21 protein-coding genes and 1 pseudogene are annotated in these 21,712 nt (G+C 69.5%); 7 read left to right on the plus strand and 15 right to left on the minus strand.

Going from position 1 to position 21,712, the window contains the following annotated elements:
• The first annotated feature begins 66 nt into the window (after positions 1 to 66).
• A complete protein-coding gene (locus AB7878_RS08390; RefSeq protein ID WP_369493925.1) occupies positions 67 to 2,514 on the plus strand; it encodes a S9 family peptidase in 2,448 nt (815 codons plus the stop codon).
• Here the strand turns inward: AB7878_RS08390 and AB7878_RS08395 are convergent.
• From AB7878_RS08395 to AB7878_RS08430, 8 genes are all read right to left on the minus strand, one after another.
• Entirely contained in the window at positions 2,480 to 3,325 is an 846-nt protein-coding gene (locus tag AB7878_RS08395) for a TlpA family protein disulfide reductase (RefSeq protein WP_369493926.1), read from the minus strand. The genes AB7878_RS08390 and AB7878_RS08395 overlap by 35 nt on opposite strands.
• Before the next feature lie 9 nt (positions 3,326 to 3,334).
• Positions 3,335 to 4,102 (minus strand): sulfite exporter TauE/SafE family protein, encoded by a 768-nt coding sequence (locus tag AB7878_RS08400; RefSeq protein ID WP_369493927.1) that lies wholly within the window; start codon positions 4,100 to 4,102, stop codon positions 3,335 to 3,337.
• Positions 4,102 to 4,533, minus strand: coding sequence for a protein tyrosine phosphatase family protein (locus AB7878_RS08405; protein ID WP_369493928.1), 432 nt, complete (start codon positions 4,531 to 4,533; stop codon positions 4,102 to 4,104). Before AB7878_RS08405 ends, AB7878_RS08400 begins: the two co-directional genes overlap by 1 nt.
• Positions 4,530 to 5,477: a c-type cytochrome gene (locus tag AB7878_RS08410; protein ID WP_369493929.1), complete on the minus strand. Its 948-nt coding sequence runs from the start codon at positions 5,475 to 5,477 to the stop codon at positions 4,530 to 4,532. Before AB7878_RS08410 ends, AB7878_RS08405 begins: the two co-directional genes overlap by 4 nt.
• Entirely contained in the window at positions 5,474 to 6,124 is a 651-nt protein-coding gene (locus tag AB7878_RS08415) for a c-type cytochrome (protein ID WP_369493930.1), read from the minus strand. Before AB7878_RS08415 ends, AB7878_RS08410 begins: the two co-directional genes overlap by 4 nt.
• 8 nt (positions 6,125 to 6,132) lie before the next feature.
• The gene (locus AB7878_RS08420) at positions 6,133 to 7,071 is read right to left on the minus strand and encodes a substrate-binding domain-containing protein (RefSeq protein WP_369493931.1); all 939 of its coding nucleotides are present in this window, start codon (positions 7,069 to 7,071) and stop codon (positions 6,133 to 6,135) included.
• A 182-nt stretch (positions 7,072 to 7,253) separates the two neighbouring features.
• Positions 7,254 to 7,793 carry a DsrE family protein gene (locus tag AB7878_RS08425; RefSeq protein WP_369493932.1) on the minus strand — a complete coding sequence of 180 codons (540 nt, stop codon included), beginning with the start codon at positions 7,791 to 7,793 and terminating at the stop codon, positions 7,254 to 7,256.
• A 106-nt stretch (positions 7,794 to 7,899) separates the two neighbouring features.
• Positions 7,900 to 8,772 (minus strand): helix-turn-helix transcriptional regulator, encoded by an 873-nt coding sequence (locus AB7878_RS08430; RefSeq protein ID WP_369493933.1) that lies wholly within the window; start codon positions 8,770 to 8,772, stop codon positions 7,900 to 7,902.
• 290 nt (positions 8,773 to 9,062) lie between these two features.
• Between AB7878_RS08430 and AB7878_RS08435 the strand changes: the two genes are divergently transcribed.
• Positions 9,063 to 9,317, plus strand: a complete 255-nt coding sequence (locus AB7878_RS08435; protein WP_077484037.1) for a hypothetical protein — start codon at positions 9,063 to 9,065, stop codon at positions 9,315 to 9,317.
• An 11-nt stretch (positions 9,318 to 9,328) separates the two neighbouring features.
• On the opposite strand, the gene AB7878_RS08440 is transcribed toward AB7878_RS08435, so the two are convergent.
• A complete protein-coding gene (locus AB7878_RS08440) occupies positions 9,329 to 10,147 on the minus strand; it encodes an AraC family transcriptional regulator (RefSeq protein ID WP_369493934.1) in 819 nt (272 codons plus the stop codon).
• A gap of 167 nt (positions 10,148 to 10,314) precedes the next feature.
• Between AB7878_RS08440 and AB7878_RS08445 the strand changes: the two genes are divergently transcribed.
• The 5 genes and pseudogenes from AB7878_RS08445 (at position 10,315) to AB7878_RS08465 (ending at position 15,654) form a co-directional block, all read left to right on the plus strand.
• Positions 10,315 to 10,563 (plus strand): hypothetical protein, encoded by a 249-nt coding sequence (locus AB7878_RS08445; RefSeq protein ID WP_369493935.1) that lies wholly within the window; start codon positions 10,315 to 10,317, stop codon positions 10,561 to 10,563.
• Between the two features lie 73 nt (positions 10,564 to 10,636).
• Positions 10,637 to 11,095 carry a MarR family winged helix-turn-helix transcriptional regulator gene (locus tag AB7878_RS08450; RefSeq protein ID WP_369493936.1) on the plus strand — a complete coding sequence of 153 codons (459 nt, stop codon included), beginning with the start codon at positions 10,637 to 10,639 and terminating at the stop codon, positions 11,093 to 11,095.
• A 215-nt stretch (positions 11,096 to 11,310) separates the two neighbouring features.
• A pseudogene (locus AB7878_RS08455) lies at positions 11,311 to 12,779 on the plus strand (efflux transporter outer membrane subunit).
• A gap of 9 nt (positions 12,780 to 12,788) precedes the next feature.
• A complete protein-coding gene (locus tag AB7878_RS08460) occupies positions 12,789 to 13,985 on the plus strand; it encodes an HlyD family secretion protein (protein ID WP_369493937.1) in 1,197 nt (398 codons plus the stop codon).
• 142 nt (positions 13,986 to 14,127) lie between these two features.
• Positions 14,128 to 15,654, plus strand: coding sequence for a DHA2 family efflux MFS transporter permease subunit (locus AB7878_RS08465; protein WP_369493938.1), 1,527 nt, complete (start codon positions 14,128 to 14,130; stop codon positions 15,652 to 15,654).
• 73 nt (positions 15,655 to 15,727) lie between these two features.
• Here the strand turns inward: AB7878_RS08465 and AB7878_RS08470 are convergent, their stop codons facing one another.
• From AB7878_RS08470 to AB7878_RS08495, 6 genes are all read right to left on the minus strand, one after another.
• Positions 15,728 to 16,486 carry a hypothetical protein gene (locus AB7878_RS08470; RefSeq protein WP_369493939.1) on the minus strand — a complete coding sequence of 253 codons (759 nt, stop codon included), beginning with the start codon at positions 16,484 to 16,486 and terminating at the stop codon, positions 15,728 to 15,730.
• A gap of 83 nt (positions 16,487 to 16,569) precedes the next feature.
• Positions 16,570 to 17,421 carry an FTR1 family iron permease gene (locus tag AB7878_RS08475; RefSeq protein WP_369493940.1) on the minus strand — a complete coding sequence of 284 codons (852 nt, stop codon included), beginning with the start codon at positions 17,419 to 17,421 and terminating at the stop codon, positions 16,570 to 16,572.
• A gap of 9 nt (positions 17,422 to 17,430) precedes the next feature.
• Positions 17,431 to 17,763: a cupredoxin domain-containing protein gene (locus AB7878_RS08480; RefSeq protein WP_369493941.1), complete on the minus strand. Its 333-nt coding sequence runs from the start codon at positions 17,761 to 17,763 to the stop codon at positions 17,431 to 17,433.
• Positions 17,764 to 17,865: 102 nt separating this feature from the next.
• The gene (locus tag AB7878_RS08485) at positions 17,866 to 18,393 is read right to left on the minus strand and encodes an acyloxyacyl hydrolase (RefSeq protein WP_369493942.1); all 528 of its coding nucleotides are present in this window, start codon (positions 18,391 to 18,393) and stop codon (positions 17,866 to 17,868) included.
• Between the two features lie 269 nt (positions 18,394 to 18,662).
• Positions 18,663 to 20,165 carry a M16 family metallopeptidase gene (locus AB7878_RS08490; protein WP_369493943.1) on the minus strand — a complete coding sequence of 501 codons (1,503 nt, stop codon included), beginning with the start codon at positions 20,163 to 20,165 and terminating at the stop codon, positions 18,663 to 18,665.
• Complete coding sequence (locus AB7878_RS08495) at positions 20,162 to 21,541, minus strand: M16 family metallopeptidase (protein WP_369493944.1); 1,380 nt, start codon at positions 21,539 to 21,541, stop codon at positions 20,162 to 20,164. The genes AB7878_RS08490 and AB7878_RS08495 overlap by 4 nt, the downstream gene beginning before the upstream one ends.
• Positions 21,542 to 21,712 lie beyond the last annotated feature (171 nt).

A 21,712-nucleotide genomic window follows, 5' to 3' on the forward strand; every position in this document is an offset into this window, starting at 1 on the left:
CGGCACAGGGGCGGCTGCGCCTTCGCCGCGCCCGGTATCCTGAAGTTTTCCCCGCCAGGAACTCCCATGCGCCGATTGCTGCTCGCCGGCCTGATCGCCCTCGCCACGCTGCCCGCGGCGAGCTTCGCCGCCCCCGCGACACCGAGCGCTGCCGGCGCACCGCTGGACCTGGCCACCATCATGGCCAGCCCCGACTGGATCGGCCACGCGGTGGAGAGTCCGTACTGGAGTGTGGACGGCAAGAGCCTCTACTACACGCTGAAGCGCGACGGCGATAGCGTGCGCGATCTCTATCAGGTGAGCGCGACGGGCGGTGCGGCGACGAAGCTGGACCCTGCTGCGATGGCGCAGGCCGACGGCCCCGCGGTGTACGACCGCAGCCACACGCATGCCGCCTTCATCCTGCACGGTGACGTGTTCCTGGTCGATCTCGCCAGCGGCCGCCGCGTGCAGGTCACACGCACGCCGCAGCCGGAATCCGCGCCGCAGTTCTCCGCCGACGGCCGCACGCTGCAGTTCCGCGACGGCAACGACTGGTACGGCTACGACCTCGCCAGCGGCGTCACTTCACCCGCGGCGATCCTGAAGTTCGCCGACGACCCGCAAGCGAAAAAACCCGACGCGCTGGAACGCCAGCAGCTGGAACTGTTCAGCACGCTGCGCGAGATGAAGGCCGACCGCGACGCGCACCGCGCGCAGCAGCAGGCGCTGGAAGCCGCCGACGCCAGCCGCGCGCCGCAGCCGTTCTGGCTGGGCGACAAGGTCAAGGCGGTGGACACCGAGCTGTCGCCCGATGGCCGCTGGATGCTGGTGATCACCGAGCCCGCGCACCACGACGACGGCAAGGCCCCGGGGGTGATCCACTACGTCACCGACTCCGGCTATACCGAGTTGCAGAAGGCCCGCGACTACGTGGGCCGCGACGATCCGGCGCCGCAGTCGCTGCTGCTGCTCGATCTCGCCGCGCACAAGGTCTGGCCGCTCGCCACCGACACTCTGCCCGGCATCAAGGACGACCCGCTGAAGGCGATCCGCGACCGGACCATCGCCACGCTGGAAAAGGCCGGCCACGCGGACGAAGCCAAGGCGCTGAAGGCGCCCGCGGTGCGCCCGGTCACCATCGCCAACCAGGGCAGCGGCGGCGGCATCGTGTGGAGCGAGGACGGCAGCCAGGCCGCCGTGCAACTGCGCGCGATCGACAACAAGGACCGCTGGATCGCCAGCGTCGATTTCGCGAACCACGCGCTGGTGGCGCAGGACCGCCTGCACGACAACGCCTGGATCAACTGGAGCTTCAACGACTTCGGCTGGCTCAAGGACGGCCGCACGCTGTGGTACCTCAGCGAGGCCAGTGGCTGGTCGCGGCTCTACGTGAAACCGCTGGACGGCAAGGCCAGTGCGCTCACCGACAACACGCGCTACGAAATGAGCCAACCCGCGCTCAGCCCCGACGGCAAGTGGTTCTACCTGCTGGCGAACAAGACCGCGCCGCACAGCTACGACGTCTACCGCGTGCCTGCAAGCGGCGGCGAGCTGGCGCGCGTGACGCAGTACGAAGGCGTGGACGATTTCACGCTGTCGCCCGAAGGCAACCAGCTCGCCGTGCTGCATTCCGCGCCATACCTGCTCAGCCAGCTCGCGGTGCAGAACGCCGGCGGCGGCACGCCACGCGAACTCACCGACACCATGAAGAGCGCGTACACCGCGCGCGCCTGGATCCAGCCGCAGTTCGTCGAGGTACCCTCCAGCCACGGCGCCGGCACGGTCTACGCGAAGTACTACGGCCCCGCGAACGAAACCGATTCGCCTGATTCACGCCCCGCGGTGCTCTTCGTGCACGGCGCGGGCTACCTGCAGGACGTGTCGAAGCAGGAGACGTATTACATCCGCGAGCAGATGTTCCAGAACCTGCTGGTGCAGCAGGGCTACGTGGTGCTGGACCTGGACTACCGCGGCTCCGCCGGCTACGGCCGCGACTGGCGCACCGCGATCTACCGCAACATGGGCCATCCGGAACTGGAAGACCTGCTCGACGGCAAGGCCTGGCTGGTCAAGCACCACGGCGTCGACCCGAAACGCGTGGGCATCTACGGCGGCAGCTACGGCGGCTTCATGACCGAGATGGCGCTGCTGCGCGCACCCGGCGAATTCGCGGCCGGCGCCGCGTTGCGCCCGCCGTCGGACTGGGTCACCTACAACCACGAGTACACCTCGAACATCTTGAACGACCCGCAGCTCGACCCCGAGGCCTACAAGACGAGTTCTCCGATCGAATACGCGCAGAACCTGCAGGATCCGCTGCTGATCGAACACGGCCTGATCGACGACAACGTGCTGGCCAGCGACTCGATCCGCCTGTACCAGCGCTTCGTCGAACTGCACAAGAAGGACTTCTGGATCTCGCTGTACCCGCTGGAACGCCACGACTTCAAGCACGCCGACGACTGGTACGACGAGTACCGGCGCATCGACGAGTTGTTCAGTACGTATGTGAAGCAGCGTCCGGCGCAGTGAGCGTCGCCGGCTGCGGCGCGATGCGCCGCAGCCGGTCGGCCAGGGTGGCGCGCGACAGTTCGCCCATGTGCTGGTCGCGCAGGATGCCGTCGGCGTCCAGGAACAACGTGGTGGGATAGCCGTGCACGCCGTAACGGGCGGACAACTCGAGCTTGCCATCGATCAGCACCAGTTGCGGCGCCAATCGCTCCCGGCGCAGATAGTCCGCCACGGTCGCGGCGTCTTCGCCTTGGTCGGCGAACACGAAGCGCAGCTGCGGCATCCGACGCTGCGCCTCCACCAGCATCGGCAATTCGCTGCGGCACGGCCCGCACCAGGTGGCCCAGAGGTTGACGACCAGCGGCTTGCCGCGCAGCGACTGCATGACCACCTCGTGCCCTTCAAGATCGCGCAGCACCACGGCGGGCATGGGCTGCCGCGTCGCCTCGCGAAGGAGCTGCGCCGTCAGCGTGGCGAAGCCCCAGGCCGCCAAGCCCGCCAGCGCACCCGCGGCCAGTGCCTTGCGCAGGGTGGGACGACGCCAGCCGATCAGCAGCGCCGCCAGCACCAGGCCGACCAGCCCGGCCGCGGGATCGAAGCCGCCGTCGCGCAGGTTGAGGATGCCGAACGGCTGCTCCAGATATTGCTGCCGCCAGCGCAGCACGTAGGCCACGCGCGCCAGCAGCAGGCCGGCGATCAGGGCCAGGTACAAGGCGGCGCCGGCGTCGGGCAGGCCGCGCTTGCGCAGGAAGCCGGCGGTGGCGAGCGCGGCGACCAGGCCGAACAGCAGGGCGATCAGGCCGGTGGAAAAAGCGAAAGGACCGAGGTTCACAAGCGGCGCTCAGAAATGCAGGTTGCGCACCAGCATGTACACGGCCACGGCCACGATGGCCAGCGCGAACACCAGGTTGAGCGCGCCACGAGTGCGCGCCAGACGCCGCGCGAGGCGGGCACCGAGCCAGCCGCCGACGATGCCGCCGGCCACGAACAGCGCGGCCACGCGCCAGTCGACCAGGCTGGAGGCGGCGTAGTTGATCGCGGTGGTGGAGGCGAACGCGCCCACCGCGACCAGCGAGCTGCCGATCGCCGCGATGATCTCCATGCCGCTCGCGAAGATCAGCCCCGGCACGATCAGGAAGCCGCCGCCGATGCCGAAGAAGCCGGACAACATGCCCGCGCCGAAACCGGTGGCGCCGAGCCGGGGAAACAGCCGCGGCTTCGGGTAACCGCTTTCCGCGCCGTTGCGCCGGCCGCGCAGCATCAGCACCGCCACCACCAGCATCAGGACCGCGAACAGCACGAGCAGATGGTGACCATCCACGCGCTTGCCCAGGCTGGAGCCGGTGAATGCACCCAGCACACCGGCCGCCGCGAACGCCAGCGCGGCCGGCCAGCGCACGTGGCCGGCGCGCGCGTGCGGGAACAGGTTCGCCCAGGCGTTCGCGCCCACCGCCACGGCGCTGGTGCCGATCGCCAGGTGCGGGTCGGGCAGGCCCACCACGTAGAGCAGCATCGGCGTGGCGAGGATGGAACCGCCGCCGCCGATCAACGCCAGCGAGAAGCCCACCAGCCCGCCGCAGGCCAGCGCAAGCAGGTCGGCGGACAGCATCAGCGCAGCGCACCCGGTGCGCGACGCAGCACCGCGGGGTGCAACACGTAGCCGGCATCGGCGGCGATGCGTTGGAGGCTTTCGGCATCCAGCGTGTCCGCCATCGCCAACGCCCACAGGTGGATCGAGCGCGTGCCCGTGCGGCAGAACGCCAGCACCGGCGCGGGCAGCGTGCGCATCGCCTCGGCGAACGCGGCGACATCGGCGTCGCGCCATTGCCCGGAGACGACGGGGATGTGACGCCACGCGAGGCCATGCGCGGCCGCGGCCTGCACGAGTTCGGCACTGGCCGGCTGGTCTGCCGTCTCGCCGTCAGGACGGTTGCAGACCAGGCTGCGCCAGCCTTGCGCGGCCAGCGCGGCGATGTCGTCCGCATCGAGTTGCCCGGCCACGCCGAACGCGGGCGTGAGGCGATGCACGGGCGTGCTCATTTCGCCGTCCCGCTGCCGAGCAGGTGACCGTTCACCGTGGTGCCGTACAGCGACATCGGGGTGTCGTGGTACTTCGCGCGGGTGGCGGCGACATCGCCGGCGTAGCGCGGATCCTGCGGGCGCTCATGCGCGTCCATGTACATCGCCACGTCCCAGGCGTCCTGGTCGCTGAGCGTGCCGCCGCGGCTGAGCGGCATGTTCGCCTTGATGAAGGCGGCGGCGTTGTCGAGCTCGTGCATGCCCGCGCCCCAGTTGAAGGACTGCGGCCCCCACAGCGGCGGGAACACGTTGCGCCCGGCCACCTGCTGGCCCTGGCCGTTGGCGCCGTGGCACAGCGCGCAGTCCTTCGCGTAGACCGCGGCGCCGCGCGCGTAGTCGGGCGGCTGCGGCGGCTTGAAGCCCTGCTTGGGGTAACCCGCGCCGGCCAGTTTCTCGCCCGTGGGCGCGCCCTTCGCCATCCACCACGCGTAGGTTTGCAGCGCCACGATCACGTCGCTGTCCAGTGGCGGCGCCTTGCCGTTCATGCTGAAACGGAAGCAACCCTGCAGGCGTTCGCCGAAGCTGTTCACGCGGCCGTTCTTCTTGCGGTACTGCGGGTACACGCCCCACGCGCCCCACAACGGCGCGGAGTTCGCGAGACGACCCGCGTCGAGGTGGCAGTTGCTGCAGCTGAGGCCGTTGCCCACGTAGTCGTGCGCGTGTTCCGGCGTGTCGGTGAAGATCGCCATGCCGCGGCGGATCTCGTCGCCCAGCGGGCCGGTGGGAATAGCGGACTCGGCGGGTGGCGTGAACGCCGGCGGCGCCTTGGCCTGCGCCGGCTCACTCGTCGTTTTCGCGACGCTGGCGGCTGGCGCGGGCTTCGCGGCGGCCGGCGCTTCGGGCGCCGGATGCGAACACGCAGTGAGCACCAGCGCGCCGAGCAGCATGATCGGCAAATGTTTCATGGCGTGCTCCCTGTGGCCGGCAGCGGCTGCGCGGCGAACCAGCCGGCCACGGCCTGGATCTCCTGCGGCGTGAGCTGCTTCGCGACGTGCTGCATCAGCGCCAGCGGATCGTTGTGGCGCGTGCCCTGCTGCCATGCGCGCAGCTGCGCTTCGATGTAGGCCGCGGGTTGGCCGGCCAGCGGCGGGAAGCTCGCGCCCACGCCCACGCCGCCGGGCGCGTGGCATTGCACGCAACCTGGCAGCTCGCGACTCCAGTCGCCGCGCGTGGCCAGCCGTTCGCCCTTGGCATCGGGTGCCGTTGCCGGCTTGGCGAAGCGCGCGGGCAGCGGCATCGCGCTGTAGTACTTCGCCAGGGCCGCGCGCTCGTCTTCGCTGAGCGCGCTGGCGTTCGGCTGCATCACCGAGTTCGCACGCGTGCCGTTCGCGAAATCGTCGAGCTGGCGCTGCAGGTAGGCCGCATCGAGCCCGGCGAGGCGCGGATAGCCGGTGGCTTCCATGCCGCCACCGTCGACACCGTGGCAGGCCATGCAGGGCGCGGCGCCCTTGCCGTTGCCTTGCTTGACGATCTTGGCGGCACTCGTGGCGGCATCGGTGGCGCCGGCGACCAGTGGCGCCAGCAGAGCGAGCAGGGCAAGGATGCGCAGCATGGCAGACCTCACTTCAGCGGCTGGAAGCCGTACTTGCGGTAGATCGCCTGCGCCGTCGGGCTCTGCATGAAGGCGAGGAAATCCTTGGCCGCCTGCGGATGCGGTGCGGCCTTCAGGCGCACGGCGGTATAGGTGGCGACGGCATTCTGCGCCGCGGGGATCGCCACCGTCTCGACCGGGTGATGCAGGATCTGCTCTTGGAAGTACGCCTCGGTGGACCACACCGGCGCTGCGTCCGACTCGCCCTGCAGCACGCGCAGCGGCGACTGCCGGTGGTGGATGGTGGTGAGGAAGGTGCTGCCGTCCTGCACCTTGGTCACCATGACCGCGTGGTCCAGCGTCTCGCCGCCGGCCTTGCGGTAGCCGGCCTCGATCTGCTTCGCGATGCCTTCCCAGGCCGGGTTCGGCATGCTCACCCGCACGTCGGGGCGGCCGAGATCCTTCAGCCCTTCGATGTGCTTGGGATTGCCCTTCGCCACCAGGATCGCCAGCGGGTTGCGCGCGTAGTCGGCGCTGGCGGCGAACCAGCCGTGTTCCTTCTGCAGGCGCTCGACCGCGCCCTTTCCGGCCGTATAGACGTCCGGCTTCAGCGCGAGGCGCAGGTTGCCCATCACCAGCGCGCCGCTCTCGATCTGCTTCGCCAGGATGCCGGGTGGCAGCGTTTCCACGAACACGCGCTGGTACGCGGGGTGCGCCGCCTTGAACGCGGCGACCAGGTCGTGCACTACCATGAACTGGTTGCCGGCGAAGAACACCGTGAGCTGCGGATCGACCACGTCACCGTGCAGGTCGGCGATGGCGTCGAACGGCGGCACGCTGAATTGCAGGCCGGCGGGTGGCGGGTTCCAGGGGGGGAGGTAGTCGGGTTGGGTTTGGGTGGCGGCCTGGGCGGTGACGCAGGTTGCGGCCAGCACGAGGGCAGCCATCCATGAGTGTGTTTGCTTCATCGGTTTTCCCCAAAAGCAACAGAGCAAGAGCGCTTGCTTGATGCCAAAAAAGTGCGTCCTGCACTTTTTTGGCTCGCCGAGTCCGGCAAGGCCGGACTCGGCTCCGCTCGAACAGGCGCGTGCCGCGCCTGTTCGACGTCGGGCCATCCATGGCCCGGCTGATGCCCCTGTAACCCGATGGGTTACAGGGGCATCAGCGCATAGCCCTGCTGCTGCAGTTCGGTGATCGTGGTGAGCGCGGACAGCGCCACCTCCACGTCCTTCGCCACCCAGGCGTCCTCGAAGTGGTTCTCGATCACCGCCTGCCCGCACACCGCCACCGTGACGCCGGCCTTGCGCAGCTGCGCGATCGCGGCGAGGTTGGGGTTGGCCACGCCGAACTTCGCGCGGTAGTGCGCGTCGTCCAGCACCAGCGCGGTGGCCGGGCCGTAGGCGATGGCGACGAACTTCAGGTGGGCTAGCGGCACGCCCGAAGCGGCGTACAGGTTCACCGTGCGCGCCACGCGCTCCAGCGCGGGATTGACGTGGTCGGGCTTGTCACTCGGCTTGGTCATCGAGAACACCACCTTGTAGGTGGCGTTGCGGTCGGGCAGGTAGGCCGCGTGCGGCACCGGGTGGAACGCGCCGGCGGCGGTGATGGGGGGCGCCGGGTTGTCGGCCGCCATCGCAGCGGCGGGCAGCAGGCTGAGCACGAGCAATCCGGAGAGCAGCGAACGTAGCATGGCGACCTCGATGCGTGGCGACGCGGATGAGCGACGCCGCATGCTAGGCCGGCCCGCATCGATAAGCCAAGACGGTTTTGATGATGGTGACGATAAACACGTCTTATCAGGCCGGCTCCGGCTCCACCTCGTCCGCATGCTGCAGCCGGCGCGCGATGCACGCGAAGCTGGCCGCGGTCGCGGCGTCCTCCGGCACGAAGAAGAACGCGGTGGCGCCACTGGCGGTGCCGTCGGCGTCGCGCAGCGGGAAACGGTTGGAGTGCACGCGCACCTCGCCGAATTCCGGGTGGCGGAAATGCGCGATCCAGGCCGTCAGCGGCGTGACTTGATGGCGCTGCCACAGCGAGACGAACTCGGGGCTGGCCGCGGCGAGCGCTTCGATCAGCGCATCGAAGCGTGGATCGTCGGGATGCGCCGCCTGGTTCATGCGGAAGATGCCGAGCAGGTTGAGCATGCCCGGTTCGAAGCAGGGTTCGTACAGCCGCCGCCGCGCCGGGTTCATGAACGCGTTCCACAGGTGGTTGGCGGCGAAGCGGCCGTGGAACTCGCCGAACTGGTACAGCCGCTCGGCCAGCGCATTGCAGGCCAGTACGTCGAACACCGGATCGAGCACGAAGGCCGGCGCCTGGTACAGGTCGAGCACGCCCTGCACCGAGGGCGGCAGCACCACGTGGTTGCGCACCGGTTCCGCGCGCGCCAGCCCGGCCAGCGAGAACAGGTAGGCCTCGTCGGTGGCGTCCAGCCGCAGCGCCCGCGCGATGCGCGCCAGCGCCGCCGCGGACACGTTGATCGCGCGCCCCTGCTCCAGCCACGTGTACCAGGTGAGGCCCACCTCGGCCAGCGCGGCCACTTCCTCGCGGCGCAGGCCGGGCGTGAGCCGGCGCCCGCCACGCTGCAGTCCCACCGCCTCGGGCGCGAGCGCGGCGCGGCGAGTGCGCAGGAAGGCCTTCAACTCGGTGCGTTGCCGGGAATGCTGCATGCGTGTAGGGCCGAGGGGAGGTAGTGGGAATACCAGCAGCGGGAACTGTCTCCCCATGGTGCTGGCCTAGGATTTATGGTGACGCTACTCCCCAGATCCAACGGATGTCCCGGCCCGTCCGTCATGGACGGCACCTGCCGGGCCGGGATGTCCCGCGGTTGCGTGCAACGCGCAACCCCTTCGCCTCCTCGTATCCCGCTCCCAGCACGCTCCGGATGGAACCTCCGCGTGCGCCGTCGGTAACGTCGGGGCCACGTCCCACGTCCCTGTTGTCATGCAAGGAGATCGACATGTCGTTGCTGATCACCGACCGCGAAGCCGCCAGCCGCGTGCTGGCGGAACCCGATGCGCTGACCGATTTCGTGGTCAACGCGCAACTGATGCTGGATCCGGCCACGCCCGAGCCGGTGCGCCGCGAGGCCGAGCCGCGGCTGCTCGCCCTGCTGCCCACGCTGCAGGCGCTGGGCGTGTTCGAACTGTTCGCGATCCGCGATCCGGCGCTGGCCGCGATGGTGCGCGACGAACTGCCGGAGGACCGGCGCTGAGCGAGGCCGGCTCAGGCGGCCACCGCCGGCGCGCGCTCGAAGTAGCGCGCCGGCGACTGCCCGCAGGCACGGCGGAACATCGCGATGAAGGCGCTGGTGTTGGCGTAGCCGGTGGCCTCGGCCACCTGCGCCACCGGCATGCCTTCGGCCAGCCGTTCCAGCGCGCGGCTCAGCCGCGCCTGCTGGCGCCACTGCGCGAAACTCAGCGCGGTCTCGTGGCGGAACAGGCGGCTGAGGCTGCGCGCCGACAGGCCGGCGTGCCCGGCCCAGTCCTCCAGGCTGCGGTTGTCCTGCGGCGTCTTCAGCACCGCATGGGCGATGCGCAGCAGGCGGCGGTCGACCGGCATCGGCAGGTGCAGCGGCTCCTGCGGCGCGCAGCGCAACTCGTCCAGCAACACCACGGACACGCGCTCCTGTTCCGGTTGCAGGCGCTCGGCCAGCACCCAGCTGCTGGCGCGCCGCACCAGCGCGCGCATCAGCTCGCTGGTGCCGAGCACGCAAGGGCGCTCGGGCAGACCCGGGCACACCTCGGGCGCGATGAACAGGCCCCAGCCGCTCATCGGCCCGCTTACGCTCACCGTGTGCAGTTCGCCGGGCGGCATCCAGCCGGCGCGGTGCGGCGGCAGCAGCCAGGAACCGTAGCGGGTGTGCACGTGCAGCAGGCCGCTCTCGATGCAGTACACCTGCCCGCGCAGGTGGCGGTGCCAGTCGTGCGTACGGGTTTCCCCGTCCTGCTCGCTGGCCGCCTCGCCCTCGTCCCAGTAGGCGATCACGGCGGGGCCGTCGGCGCTCTCGATGCGGTCGTGCAGTTGCTGGTGCCAGGCGCCCATGTCCGATTCTCGACATTTGTTGACCAAGTAACGTTATCAGTTTGCCGCAGCGCGTGCGTAAGCTGGCCGACGTCCGGCGCCGACTGCCGGATCGCGCTGCCGCTGCCCTCGCCCGCGGTTTCCCGCCTCCCCGTTCGCCGCCCTGGCGTCCCCACCGGAGAGTCCGCATGCCCTCGTCCACGCTGTCCGTTGCCGTTCCGTACCGTTCGCCGCTGGAAACCTTCGTCGCCTGCGCCCACGAGATGCTCGATCCGGCCACGCCGGAAGCCGCGCGCCGCCGCGCCGAACCCCGCCTGCTGGCCGTGCTGCCCGCGTTGCAGGCGCTGGGCGTGTTCGAGCTGTTCGCGATCCGCGACCCGGCCTTGGCCGAGATGGTGCGCGACGAACTGGAGGCGCGCCGGCAGCGCCACGGCTGATCTTGCCGGGACAAAATTCGACGCACACATATTTGCCTTGACAAATATACTTTCGGCAATAGAATGCGCGGCCATGAACACCGAATCCATCGCCTTCTCCAGCCCGCGCGAGAGCCTCGGCGTCCTGCTGGGCCTGGTGCGCGCCGAGATCGTGCGCGCCATGGAGGCGGAGATCGCGACCAAGGGCCTGGAGCTGAAATTCACGCAGTTCCTGATACTCAAACGGCTGGCCCGGCTGGGTCCGATGAGCGCCACCGAGCTGGCCCGCTCGGTGGAGTTGGACGGCGGCGCGATGACCCGCCAGCTCGACCAGCTCGAGCGCCGGGGTTACTTGCGCCGGCGCCCGCACCAGCAGGACCGGCGCGCGCTGCGCATCGAACTCACCGACGCGGGCGATGCGCTGTGGCGGCAGCTCAACGGCTGCAACGAGCATGTGCTGGCCGCGGCCCAAGCCTCGCTGGATGCCGATGAGCGCGACCGGCTGCACGACTACCTGGAGCGCGTGCTGTTCGCGCTGCGCAACAAAGACTGACCTGATGGCACTTACTCAGAACCACCCGATTCCCAACCGTTCGCGCTGAGCGTAGCCCGCGCCGCGGGCGTAGTCGAAGCGCCGCCAAGCGTGGACAGCCCTTCACTGGCATGTCCTTCGACTTCGGCCTTCGGCCTACGCTCAGGACGAACGGGTCCAAGCAAGTGTCATTCAAGACTGGCCCCTACCCCCACCTGTTTCGAGACCGAAAGCTCATGCGTCTGCATCTCCTTGCGGCAGCGGTCGGACTGACCCTCGCGCTGGCCGGTTGCGCCAGCAGCGGCGGCCTGCATCCGGACGGTACGCCGATCGACCCGTCCTCACTCCAGGCCGGACGCAGCCTTGCCCACGTACCGTCCGACGCCGCGTGGCCGCAGGCGGACTGGTGGACCGGGCTCGGCGATCCGCAGCTCGATGCGCTGATCGCCGAGGCGCTGCACGACAACCCCAGCCTCGCCGTCGCCGATGCGCGCGCGCGCGGGCGCAGGCCGCGGCCGGCGTCGCCGAGGCCGCGCGCAGGCCGAGCGTGAATGGCGGTGCCGCGATCGCCGGCGCCCGTCCGCCGGGCGCGTTCGGCAGCAAGCTGGCGCACTTCTCGATGGCCAAGTACGGCTACGCCAGCTTCAAGTGGGATCTCGACCTGTGGGGCGGCAAGCGCGCCGCCTGGGAAGCGGCGGTGGGCCAGGCCCGCGCCGCCGAGGTCGAGGCGCAGGCCGCGCGCATCGAGCTGTCCGGCAACGTGGCGCGCGCCTACGTGCAGCTGGGTTACGCCTATGCGCAGCAGGACGTGGCGAAGGCCGAACTGCAGCGCGCGAACGAGTCGCGCGAGCTGACCCGCCAGCGCGTCGCCGCCGGCATCGACAACCAGCTGCAGCTGAAGCAGGGCGATGCGGAAGTGGCGAGCGCCGAGGAGCAGCAGGCTGTGGCCGCCCGCGCCATCGACGCGGCGCAGTCCGCGCTGTCGGTGCTGCTGGGCAAGGGCCCGGATCGCGGCCTCGACATCACCCGACCGCGGCTGTTGGCGCCGTCCGCCCTGAGTGTGCCGGCGAATCTGCCGGTGGATCTGCTCGGCCATCGCGCCGATCTGGTCGCCGCGCGCTGGCGGGTGGAAGCCTCGAGCAAGGACATCAAGGTCGCCAAGACCGAGTTCCTGCCGAACGTGAGTCTCGGCGCGATGGCCGGCCTGCTCAGCATGGGCGGCGGCAATCTGTTCGAGGCCTCGTCGCGGTTCTATCAGGTGGGCCCGTCGCTCAGCCTGCCGATCTTCGACGGCGGCCGGCTGCGCGCGAACCTGTCCGGCAAGGATGCGCAGTACGACCTCGCCGTAGCGCAGTACAACCAGACCCTGGTGAGCGCCGTCAACGAGGCGGCCGACGATATCGACGCGCTGCAATCGCTGAAGGAGCAGGCCGCCGCGCAGCAGCGCGCCGTGGATGCCGCGAGCGACGCATGGAAGCTCGCCGAACAGCGCTACAAGGCCGGCGTGGGCAGCTATCTGGAGGCGCTCAGCGTGCGCCAGCAGCTGCTCGTCGCCGAACAGCGCATGGCCGCGCTGCAGGCGCAGCAGTCCGATCGCTCGGTGCAGCTGATCCAGGCCCTCGGTGGGGGCTACCGCCCCACGCCCGACCAGCCGGCGCCGGCGCCCGCCGCATCCGTTTCCTCCGCATCCGCACACCATTCCTGAGGCAGCTCCATGTCCAGCCAGAACCCCACCGCGGCCGCCACCCCGGCCGCCCAGCCGCCGCAGAACAACAAGCGCCGCGGCTTCCTGTTGCGCGCGCTAGCCGCGGTCGTGGTACTCGCCGCGATCGTCTGGGCGCTGTGGTACTTCCTCGACGGCCGCTGGTACGAGGGCACCGACGACGCCTACGTGGGCGGCAACGTGGTGCAGCTCACCCCGCAGATCCCGGGCACCGTGGTCACCATCGGCGCCGACGACGGCGACCTGGTGAAGCAGGGCGACGTGCTGGTGAAGCTCGACCGCTCCAACGCCGACGTGGCGCTGGCCGAGGCCAGGGCGAACCTCGCCGCCACGGTGCGCAAGGTGCGCGGCCTGTATTCCAGCGTCAGCGGCCAGCAGGCGCTGGTCGCCGCGCGCGAGACGGCGGTGGCCAAGGCCAAGGCCGACTACGACCGCCGCACGGGGCTGGCGAAGTCCGGCGCGATCTCCGCGGAGGAGCTGTCGCATGCCCGCGACGAGCTGACCGCCGCGCAGAGCGCGCTGGTCGCCGCCCAGCAGCAGTACCAGACCAGCAAGGTGCTGGTGGACGACACCGTGGTCGCCTCGCATCCCGACGTGCAGGCCGCCGCGGCGAAGTTCCGCGCGGCGTATCTGGACGACGAGCGCACCACCCTGGTGGCGCCGGTGACCGGCTACGTGGCGATGCGCTCGGTGCAGCTGGGCCAGCGCGTGGCGCCCGGCACGCCGCTGATGGCGGTGGTGCCGCTGCACGAGGTGTGGATCGACGCGAACTTCAAGGAAACCCAGCTCACCCACATGCGCATCGGCCAGCCGGTGGAAATCGAGTCCGACGTCTACGGCGGCAAGGTGAAGTACCAGGGCAAGGTGTCCAGCCTCGGCATCGGCACCGGCAGCGCGTTCTCGCTGCTGCCCGCGCAGAACGCCACCGGCAACTGGATCAAGATCGTGCAGCGCATCCCGGTGCGCGTGGTGTTCACCGATCCGAAGCAGCTCGACGCGCACCCGCTTCGCATCGGCATGTCGCTCAACGTGGACGTGAACCTGCACGACCAGAACGGCCCGATGCTGGCGCAGCAGCCGCCCGCCCAGCCGATCCTCAGCACCGATGTCTACGAGAAGCAGGCGGCCAAGGCCGACGGCCTGATCGCCGAGATCATCCACGCCAACATGGCGGGCGGCACGAAGTAACGAGCCGAGCCCCTTTCCCGCTTGCGGGAGAGGGGCTGGGGAGAGGGCAGGCGACACCGCGCTCCGCACGCACCCTCTCCCGCCCTCCGGGCACCCTCTCCCGCAAACGGGAGAGGGAAACGCCGACCCCACGACGAACCCCATGAGCACCCACTTCCGTCCACCGAATCTTGCCGTCACCACGATCGGGCTATCGCTGGCCACCTTCATGCAGGTGCTGGACACCACGATCGCGAACGTGTCGTTGCCGACCATCGCCGGCAACCTGGGCGTGAGCAACGACCAGAGCACCTGGGTGATCACCTCGTTCGCGGTGAGCATGGCGATCTCGCTGCCGCTGACCGGCTTCCTCACCCGCCGCTTCGGCGAGGTGAAGCTGTTCGTGTGGTGCACCCTGCTGTTCTCGCTCACCTCGTTCATGTGCGGCGTGTCGCAGAGCATGGAGATGCTGCTGCTGTTCCGCGCGCTGCAGGGCGCAGTGGCCGGGCCGATGTACCCGGTCACGCAGAGCCTCTTGATCGGCACCTACCCGCCGGAGAAACGCGGGATGGCGCTGGCGCTGCTGTCGATGGTGACGGTGGTGGCGCCGATCGCCGGCCCGATCCTGGGCGGCTGGATCACCGACAACTATTCCTGGCCGTGGATCTTCTTCATCAACGTGCCGATCGGCATCTTCGCCAGCGTGGTGGTCGCGAACCAGCTGCGCGCGAAGCTCGAACAGCTGGAACGACCGCGGGTGGACTACGTGGGCCTGATCACGCTCATCATCGGCGTGGGCGCGTTGCAGGTCGTGCTGGACAAGGGCAACGACGAGGACTGGTTCAACTCGCAGTTCATCATCATCACCAGCATCGTCTCGGCGATCTCGCTGGCGGTGTTCCTGATCTGGGAGCTCACCGACAAGGATCCGATCGTCGACCTCAAGCTGTTCCGCCACCGCAACTTCACCACCGGCACGCTGGCGATGGTGCTGGGCTACGCCGCGTTCTTCTCGATCGCGCTGCTGGTGCCGCTGTGGCTGCAGCAGAACCTGGGCTACACCTCGACCTGGGCCGGCTTCGCCACCGCGCCGCTGGGCGTGATCCCGGTGCTGCTGACCTTCTTCGTGGGCAAGTACGCCACGCGCATGGACCTGCGCCTGCTCGCCGCCGCCTCCTTCCTGGTGATGGGCGCGACCTGCTTCATGCGCGCGGACTTCTACCTGCAGATCGACTTCTACCACGTGGCGATGGTGCAGCTGTGGCAGGGCCTGGGCGTGGCGCTGTTCTTCATGCCCACGCTGACCATCCTGCTGTCCGACCTACAGACCAACGAGATCGCCGCGGGCTCGGGCCTGGCCACCTTCCTGCGCACCCTGGGCGGCAGCTTCTCCGCCTCGATCACCACGCTGATGTGGACGCGCCGCGCGGTGACCCACCACGAGCAACTGGCCGAACACATCAACCCCTACAACCCGACTGCGCAGGCGGCGCTGCAGCACGTCGGGCAAGGCAATCCGCAGCGTGGCGCCGAGGTGCTGAACGGCATGATCACCCAGCAGAGCTTCCAGATCTCCTTCAACGAGGTGTTCCACGTGCTGGGCTGGATCTTCATCGCGCTGATCGCGGTGATCTACCTCGCCAAGCCGCCGTTCACGCCCAAGGTCAGGCCGGTCGGCGGCGGGCACTGACGCGCGGACACCCACGACGACAACGGCTCCGATTGGAGCCGCTGCCGTTGCGGCGAAGGCAGACCGCTGCGCCTCAGAAGAACTCGTATTCCAGCTGCGCCAGCCAGGTGCGGTGCGGCGCCCGGGCGTTGATCCCGAACACGACGCCAAGGCGGTATTCGAACTCGCTCATCGTGCCCGGCATGCGCCAGTCGCCGGCGATCACCGGGCCGGCCTGGTAGGCGTGGTCGGACGGGCGGCCGTAGGCCTCGATGCCCGGACGAAACGCGGAGGACAGCGTATACGTGCCCTGGTAGGCGTAGCGGAACTCGTACTTGCCGGCGGCACCCGTGCCCAGTTGCTTCTCCCAGATCAGGTTCACCGTGTGGGTGTAGCGGCCGACGGTCTTCTCGATCAGCGGGCCAAACTCGGCGGTGTCCGGCTCGCCGGGCCGCGTGTTGTGCTCGTAGGCCGCGAGGAAACCGAAGTCGGCCCAGTATTCCCCGGCTGGGGTGAGCTGGAACGTGTTCTCGAACTCGTAGCCCAGCAAGTGCTCGCCGTCGCCCGGCGCCTTCTGGTACTTGGCGACGTACAACTCCGCCTTCCACCAGCTGTTGAAGGTATGCGCGAGCGACAGCTCGGCGGCGCTGCCGCCGTGGCAGTCGGCGCGCGAATCGTCATACTTATAGCCACGCAGCTCGATCTCGCTCTGCGTCGCCACCACGTGCGGCGAATAGACGATGAAGTCGTCGGCGCTGGCCTGTGATGCACCGGCGGCGCCGGCCAGCGCGAGGCAGGCGAGCGCGACGCGGCGCATGCCGGCGGTGGAAGAACTGGGGGCTGGATGGGTCATGACAGGATTCGGGCGGATGAGTGGGCACCGGCCGTCGCCTGTCGCACACGGCGACGGGTCTGCGACGACCACTTCGTGGGGATTCAGGACGCCTGGCGGGACGCCGCGTCGGGCGGCGGATGCGGGCGTTGGGCCGCGAAGCGCGGCGCCAGCCGCATGCCGGTGACGAGCAGCAGCACCGTGGACAGATAAAACACGAGCTGGATGCCGCTGGGACGCGCGTCGTAGCCGACCAGGATGTGCAGCGCCTGGCCCAGCACCGAGCCGTTGCTGAGTACGGCCGAGCTGTTCCACAGCTGTGTGCCCAGCGCCGGCAGCCAGTCCGCCTGCATCAGGAAGCGCGTGGCGGTGGAGGCCAGCCCGGCGGCGAGCAGCACCAGCATGCCGTTCGTCGCGCTGAAGAAATGGCGCAGCGGGATGCGCAGCAAGCCGAAGTACAGCGCGTAGCCCACCGCGGCGCCGCCGACCACGCCCAACGGCACGCCGGCCACGAGGTCGCCCGTGCCCGCGCCGCCGGCCGCCATGCCGTACAGGAACAGCACCACCTCCGAGCCCTCGCGCAACACCGCCAGCGCCACCACCGCGAGCAGCATGGCCAGCGAGCTGGAACCGGCCTTGACGGCGTGCCCCACCGATTGCATCTCGCGGGCGAGTTCGCGGCCATGGCTGGACATCCACACCACGTGCCAGCCGATCATCAGCACCGCCGCCAGCAGCACGCCGGCGTTGAACAATTCCTGCCCGGCGCCGCCCACCGCCTGCTCGATCGCGCCGGCGCAGGCAGCCACGAGCGTCGCGCCGGCCGCGCCCAGCGCAATGCCACCGCCGATGTACCGCCCGCGCCGCGGCACGCCGCGTGTAGCGGCGGCCACGATGCTCACGATCAGCGCCGCTTCCAGCACCTCGCGAAACACCAGCAGTGCGATGCCGAGCATCTCAGCGCTTCACTGCGCGACCAGCACGCCGTTGCCGGTGGCACGGTGGAAATCGTCGAAGAAACTGTAGCGGCCCTTGTCCAGCGGACCCACGTATACGGTCGTCGTGGTGCCCGGCAGCACGATCTGTTCGCGGTTGAAGTCGTTGCTCTCGAACTCGGACGGCGTGGCGTCCTCGTTGCGCACCAGCAGCTTGAACTTGGTGTTCGCCGGCACCTGCAGCGTGGCGGGCTGGTAGGCGTGGTTGCGAATGACCAGGGCGTACTCGGGCATGGCGCCAGACGCCATGCAAGGCAGCGCGATGCCCGTCAGCAGGGCCAGCGGCAGGAACGGGTTTTTCATGGGTGCAGGGCGGGGTGCGCCAGTCGGATGATTGGCGAATGATAATTGTTCTTATTCGCGTGTCAACGGGCTGCCCACCGGACGCACCCCGACATGGGTCGCCTAGAGATCGAAGCCCACGCCCACCAGGGCCATCGTCTCGCCGCGGTTCGGCTCGTGCAGCTTGCCGTTGGAGATGTGGCGGACCTGGAAGCTGAGGTGGCGCCACTGCCAGCCCACCGTGTTGACGAATTCGTAGGCGCTGCTGAGCGCCTGCGTGCGGCCGCTGTGCAGCGCGACCTGGAAGCCGTAGAAGAAATGGCTGTACCAGTCGCCGGAGTCGCCCGCGCTGAGGCGCACGCCGCCGGCGGCCAGCCAGATGTCGTCGCTGGTGCCGTAGCGGGCATGGCGGTAACGCTCGATATCGCGACCGTTGATCCAGCCCAGCGAGAGATCGGGTGCCCAGCGGATGCCGGTGTCGCCGAGCGGGTGGGCGGCGAACACACTTTCGACGAACACGGCGTTGGCGGCACGGTTGTCCATGTAGCTGCGGCCGGCCTGCAGTTCGATATGGGCGGCAGCGGCCGGCAGGGCGGCGAGCGCCAGGGCGGTCGCCGCGAGGGGGCGAAGGAAACGCGGACGGTGGGACATGACGAAATACCTGCGGGGACAGGGGATCTAATTCATGAACTATACCGCCCGGTATTGTAAGTGAACCGTGCTCGACCGGTGCGTGCGACGACCGGAAACACAGCGTTTCGCCAGCGGCAACTATGCGGCGGCACCCGTGCATGACCCGCCAAGACCTTGCGATCAGCCTTCGTCGCTTGGATCAAACGGGTGGCCATCCATCACCGGATGCGCCTGAACTTGAGGTTCGTCATCCCGGCGAAAGCCGGAATGACGAGCCAAAGAACCGCTCAGGGTCGGACGGGGGCCGCCGGCTGCAGGCTGGGGCTGTCCAGGTCCAGCTGGCCGGCCTCCAGCAGCGCGGCCTTCGGATCAGCCTTGCGCAGCGCCGGCGCGAACTGGGCGGCGTCGCCCACCACCACCACGCGGATGTGCTTCGCATCGAGGTGCTTGCGCGCATAGGCCTCGATCTGTTTCGGCGTGACCGCCTGCACCTTGGCGATGTACTGGCCGATGTCGGCCAGCGGCAGGCCGTAGACCGCGAGCTCGGCGACCTGCTCGGCGAGGCCGGCGGTGGTCTCCAGGCTGCGGCCGTAGCCGCCGACCAGCGTGGCCTTGCGCGCAGCCAGTTCCGCCACGGGCACCCGGCCGTCGCCGAGTGCCGCGAACTGCTGCCGCATCAGTTCCACCACCTGCGGCGCGGAGGGGTTCTTGGTCTGCGCCGCGGCCAGCCACAGGCCGGCGTCGGCCATCGGCTGCAGCCGGCTGCTGGCGCCGTAGGACAGTCCGCGCTTGATGCGGATCTCCTCGTTGAGCCGCGCCGAGTAGGAACCGCCCAGCACCGCGTTGGCGACCACGCCGGTGTAGTAGCCGGCGTCCTTGCGCGGCGGCGCGGCATGCGCGGCGACCACGCCGGCCTGGCCGGCGCCGTGCTGGTCGATCAGCAGCAGCGCGGGCAGCTTGCTGTCGGTGCTGCCCTTCGGCTTCGCCGACAGCGGCGTGGCGGGTTTCCGCCAGTCGCCGAAGCTGGCCTGCGCCAACTGCGCCGCCTGCGCCGGCGTGATGTCGCCGGCCAACACCAGGATCGCGTTGTCGGGCCGGTACAACTCCGTGTGCAGGCGTTCGACATCGGCGCGGGTGATGCGCGCGATCGAGGCCGGCGTGCCGGTGCGCGAATGGCCGTAGGCGCCATCGCCGAACACCGCGCGGCCGGCGGCCAGCGAGGCCAGCGCGATCGGCCGGCTCAGCGCGAGACGCAAGTCGTCCGCCGCCTGCGCCTGCGCACGCTTCAGCTCGTCCGGCGCGAAGTCGGGATGGCGCACCACGGTGGCCAGCAGGTCCAGCGCCTTGGGCAATTTCGGCGTGGTGACGGTGATGCCCACCGCGCTCTCGTCCCAGCCCGCGGCGGCCTGCAGCGAACCGCCCAGCGCCTCGGCGGCGGCGGCGATCTGCGGCGCGCTCTTGCCGCCGGCGCCCTTGGTCAGCAGGTTCGCGGTGAGGTCGGCGAGGCCGGCCTCGTTGGCCGGGTCCATCTCGCCGCCGCTGCGCAACACCAGCTGCGCGGTGACCAGCGGCAGCCCGGCACGACGCACGCTGACCACGACCAGGCCGTTCGGCAAGGTCTGCGCGGTCGGCACGGGCACGCTGAGCTGCGGCGCGGGACCGGGCGCGGGCGGCGTGGCGGGAAAGCTGGCGCCGGCATCGGCGGCAAATGCGCCGCCGGCCACAGCGCACAGGATGGCCGTAAAGACGGCCGAACGCAGCAAACCGCGGGAACGATGGCGACGGATCATTTCGCGTCTCCCGGCTTGCCGGCCCTGGACTCTGGCATGTAGTCGATGGTGACGCTGTGGGCACCGGTGACGTAGTCGCGCAGCACGCGGTGCACGTCCTGTTCGGTGACCTGCTGCAGCGCGCCGAGGTCGCTGTTGACGCGCGCGGGGCTGCCCTCGGTGAGCGTGGCCTGACCCAGCGCGAAGGCGATGCCCTGCGCGGTCTGGCGCTGCTTCAGCTCGCTGGTCAGCAACTGGGTCTTCACCTTGTCCAGCTCGGCCGCGGGGATAGTCTGGGTGGCGAGCCACACGATTTCCTCGTGCAGCAGCTTCTCCGCCTCCATCGTGGTGTGCCCGCTGGCGAGGATCGCGTAGACGGTGAACAGCCCCGGCCCGACCCGGCCGTCGGCATCAGCGCCGACCTGCTGCGCCACCTGGTGGCGGTAGACCAGCGACTGGTACAGCCGCGAGGAATCGCCCTGCGCCAGCAGCGCGGCGGCCACCTGCAGCGGGATCAGGTCCTTGCCGTCATGCGCGGACGGGATCAGCCAGGTCACTGCCACCGCGGGCAGCGGCGCGGTCTCGCTGGTCACGGTGTAGCGCGCGTCCTTCTTGCGCTTCGGCTCTTTCGCGTCCACCTGCGGGATGGGCGTGGCGGGCTTCGGAATCCAGCCGAAGTACCGGTCGACCCAGGCGTCCAGCTGCTTCGGATCGAAATCGCCGGCCACGATCAGGGTGGCGTTGTCGGGGCGGTAGTAAGTGTCATGGAACGCGATCACGTCCTTGAGCGAGGCGGCCTCCAGGTCGGGGATGCTGCCGATCGTGGGCCGCTTGTACGGGTGCACCTTGTACGAGTATTCGTCGATCGCGTTGAACAGCTTGCCGTAGGGCTGGGCCAGCACGCTCTGGCGGTATTCCTCCTCCACCACGGCGCGCTCGGAGGTGAAGTTCGCCTCGTCCACGTTGAGGTTGGACAGCCGTTCGGCCTCGGCCCACAGCAGGGTCTGCAGGTGGTTGCTGGGCACGACCTCGTAGTAGTTCGTGATGTCGTCGCCGGTGGAGGCGTTGTTGGCGCCGCCCACGTCCTCGGTGAGCCGGTCGAACTGTTCGGCGTGCATGTGCTTCGTGCTCTTGAACATCAGGTGTTCGAACAGGTGCGCGAAGCCCGAGCGGCCCTGCGGATCGTCCCTGGAACCCACGTGGTACCACATCTGCACCGCCACGTTGGGGCTGGCGTGGTCCTCCACGCTGAGCACCTGCAGGCCGTTCGGCAGCGTGCGCTCGCGGTACTGGATAGCCGGGATGCTGAGGGCGTCCGCCGCTGCGACGGGCGGCGGCGACAGCGTGGCGACGCAAAAGGTGAGGCTGGCCAGCAAGGCGGCCGGGCGCAGGCGCATGGGCTTGGGTCCGTTCGGCAGGAAGCCCGAACCATAGCAAGCCGGGCTGAACCGTGCCCGCGACCGCGCCCTGCGGGCGCTCCGTGTTTGCCGGATCGCAGGAATGGCGCAGGAACGGCCGTAGGAGCGGCCGTAGGAGCGGCTTCAGCCGCGATTCTTCACCGCCAGTCG

Source organism: Rhodanobacter humi (assembly GCF_041107455.1).
Lineage (GTDB): Bacteria > Pseudomonadota > Gammaproteobacteria > Xanthomonadales > Rhodanobacteraceae > Rhodanobacter_A.

Excerpts from the sequence above, each read along its gene's own strand:
- AB7878_RS08495 (WP_369493944.1), bottom strand. The coding sequence starts at position 21,541 with ATGCGCCTGCGCCCGGCCGCCTTGCTGGCCAGCCTCACCTTTTGCGTC.
- AB7878_RS08445 (WP_369493935.1), top strand. The coding sequence starts at position 10,315 with ATGCCCTCGTCCACGCTGTCCGTTGCCGTTCCGTACCGTTCGCCGCTG.
- AB7878_RS08465 (WP_369493938.1), top strand. The coding sequence starts at position 14,128 with ATGAGCACCCACTTCCGTCCACCGAATCTTGCCGTCACCACGATCGGG.
- AB7878_RS08420 (WP_369493931.1), bottom strand. The coding sequence starts at position 7,071 with ATGAAGCAAACACACTCATGGATGGCTGCCCTCGTGCTGGCCGCAACC.
- AB7878_RS08475 (WP_369493940.1), bottom strand. The coding sequence starts at position 17,421 with ATGCTCGGCATCGCACTGCTGGTGTTTCGCGAGGTGCTGGAAGCGGCG.
- AB7878_RS08435 (WP_077484037.1), top strand. The coding sequence starts at position 9,063 with ATGTCGTTGCTGATCACCGACCGCGAAGCCGCCAGCCGCGTGCTGGCG.
- AB7878_RS08460 (WP_369493937.1), top strand. The coding sequence starts at position 12,789 with ATGTCCAGCCAGAACCCCACCGCGGCCGCCACCCCGGCCGCCCAGCCG.
- AB7878_RS08425 (WP_369493932.1), bottom strand. The coding sequence starts at position 7,793 with ATGCTACGTTCGCTGCTCTCCGGATTGCTCGTGCTCAGCCTGCTGCCC.
- AB7878_RS08485 (WP_369493942.1), bottom strand. The coding sequence starts at position 18,393 with ATGTCCCACCGTCCGCGTTTCCTTCGCCCCCTCGCGGCGACCGCCCTG.
- AB7878_RS08490 (WP_369493943.1), bottom strand. The coding sequence starts at position 20,165 with ATGATCCGTCGCCATCGTTCCCGCGGTTTGCTGCGTTCGGCCGTCTTT.
- AB7878_RS08450 (WP_369493936.1), top strand. The coding sequence starts at position 10,637 with ATGAACACCGAATCCATCGCCTTCTCCAGCCCGCGCGAGAGCCTCGGC.
- AB7878_RS08410 (WP_369493929.1), bottom strand. The coding sequence starts at position 5,477 with ATGAAACATTTGCCGATCATGCTGCTCGGCGCGCTGGTGCTCACTGCG.
- AB7878_RS08390 (WP_369493925.1), top strand. The coding sequence starts at position 67 with ATGCGCCGATTGCTGCTCGCCGGCCTGATCGCCCTCGCCACGCTGCCC.
- AB7878_RS08480 (WP_369493941.1), bottom strand. The coding sequence starts at position 17,763 with ATGAAAAACCCGTTCCTGCCGCTGGCCCTGCTGACGGGCATCGCGCTG.
- AB7878_RS08470 (WP_369493939.1), bottom strand. The coding sequence starts at position 16,486 with ATGACCCATCCAGCCCCCAGTTCTTCCACCGCCGGCATGCGCCGCGTC.
- AB7878_RS08400 (WP_369493927.1), bottom strand. The coding sequence starts at position 4,102 with ATGCTGTCCGCCGACCTGCTTGCGCTGGCCTGCGGCGGGCTGGTGGGC.
- AB7878_RS08415 (WP_369493930.1), bottom strand. The coding sequence starts at position 6,124 with ATGCTGCGCATCCTTGCCCTGCTCGCTCTGCTGGCGCCACTGGTCGCC.
- AB7878_RS08440 (WP_369493934.1), bottom strand. The coding sequence starts at position 10,147 with ATGGGCGCCTGGCACCAGCAACTGCACGACCGCATCGAGAGCGCCGAC.
- AB7878_RS08430 (WP_369493933.1), bottom strand. The coding sequence starts at position 8,772 with ATGCAGCATTCCCGGCAACGCACCGAGTTGAAGGCCTTCCTGCGCACT.
- AB7878_RS08405 (WP_369493928.1), bottom strand. The coding sequence starts at position 4,533 with ATGAGCACGCCCGTGCATCGCCTCACGCCCGCGTTCGGCGTGGCCGGG.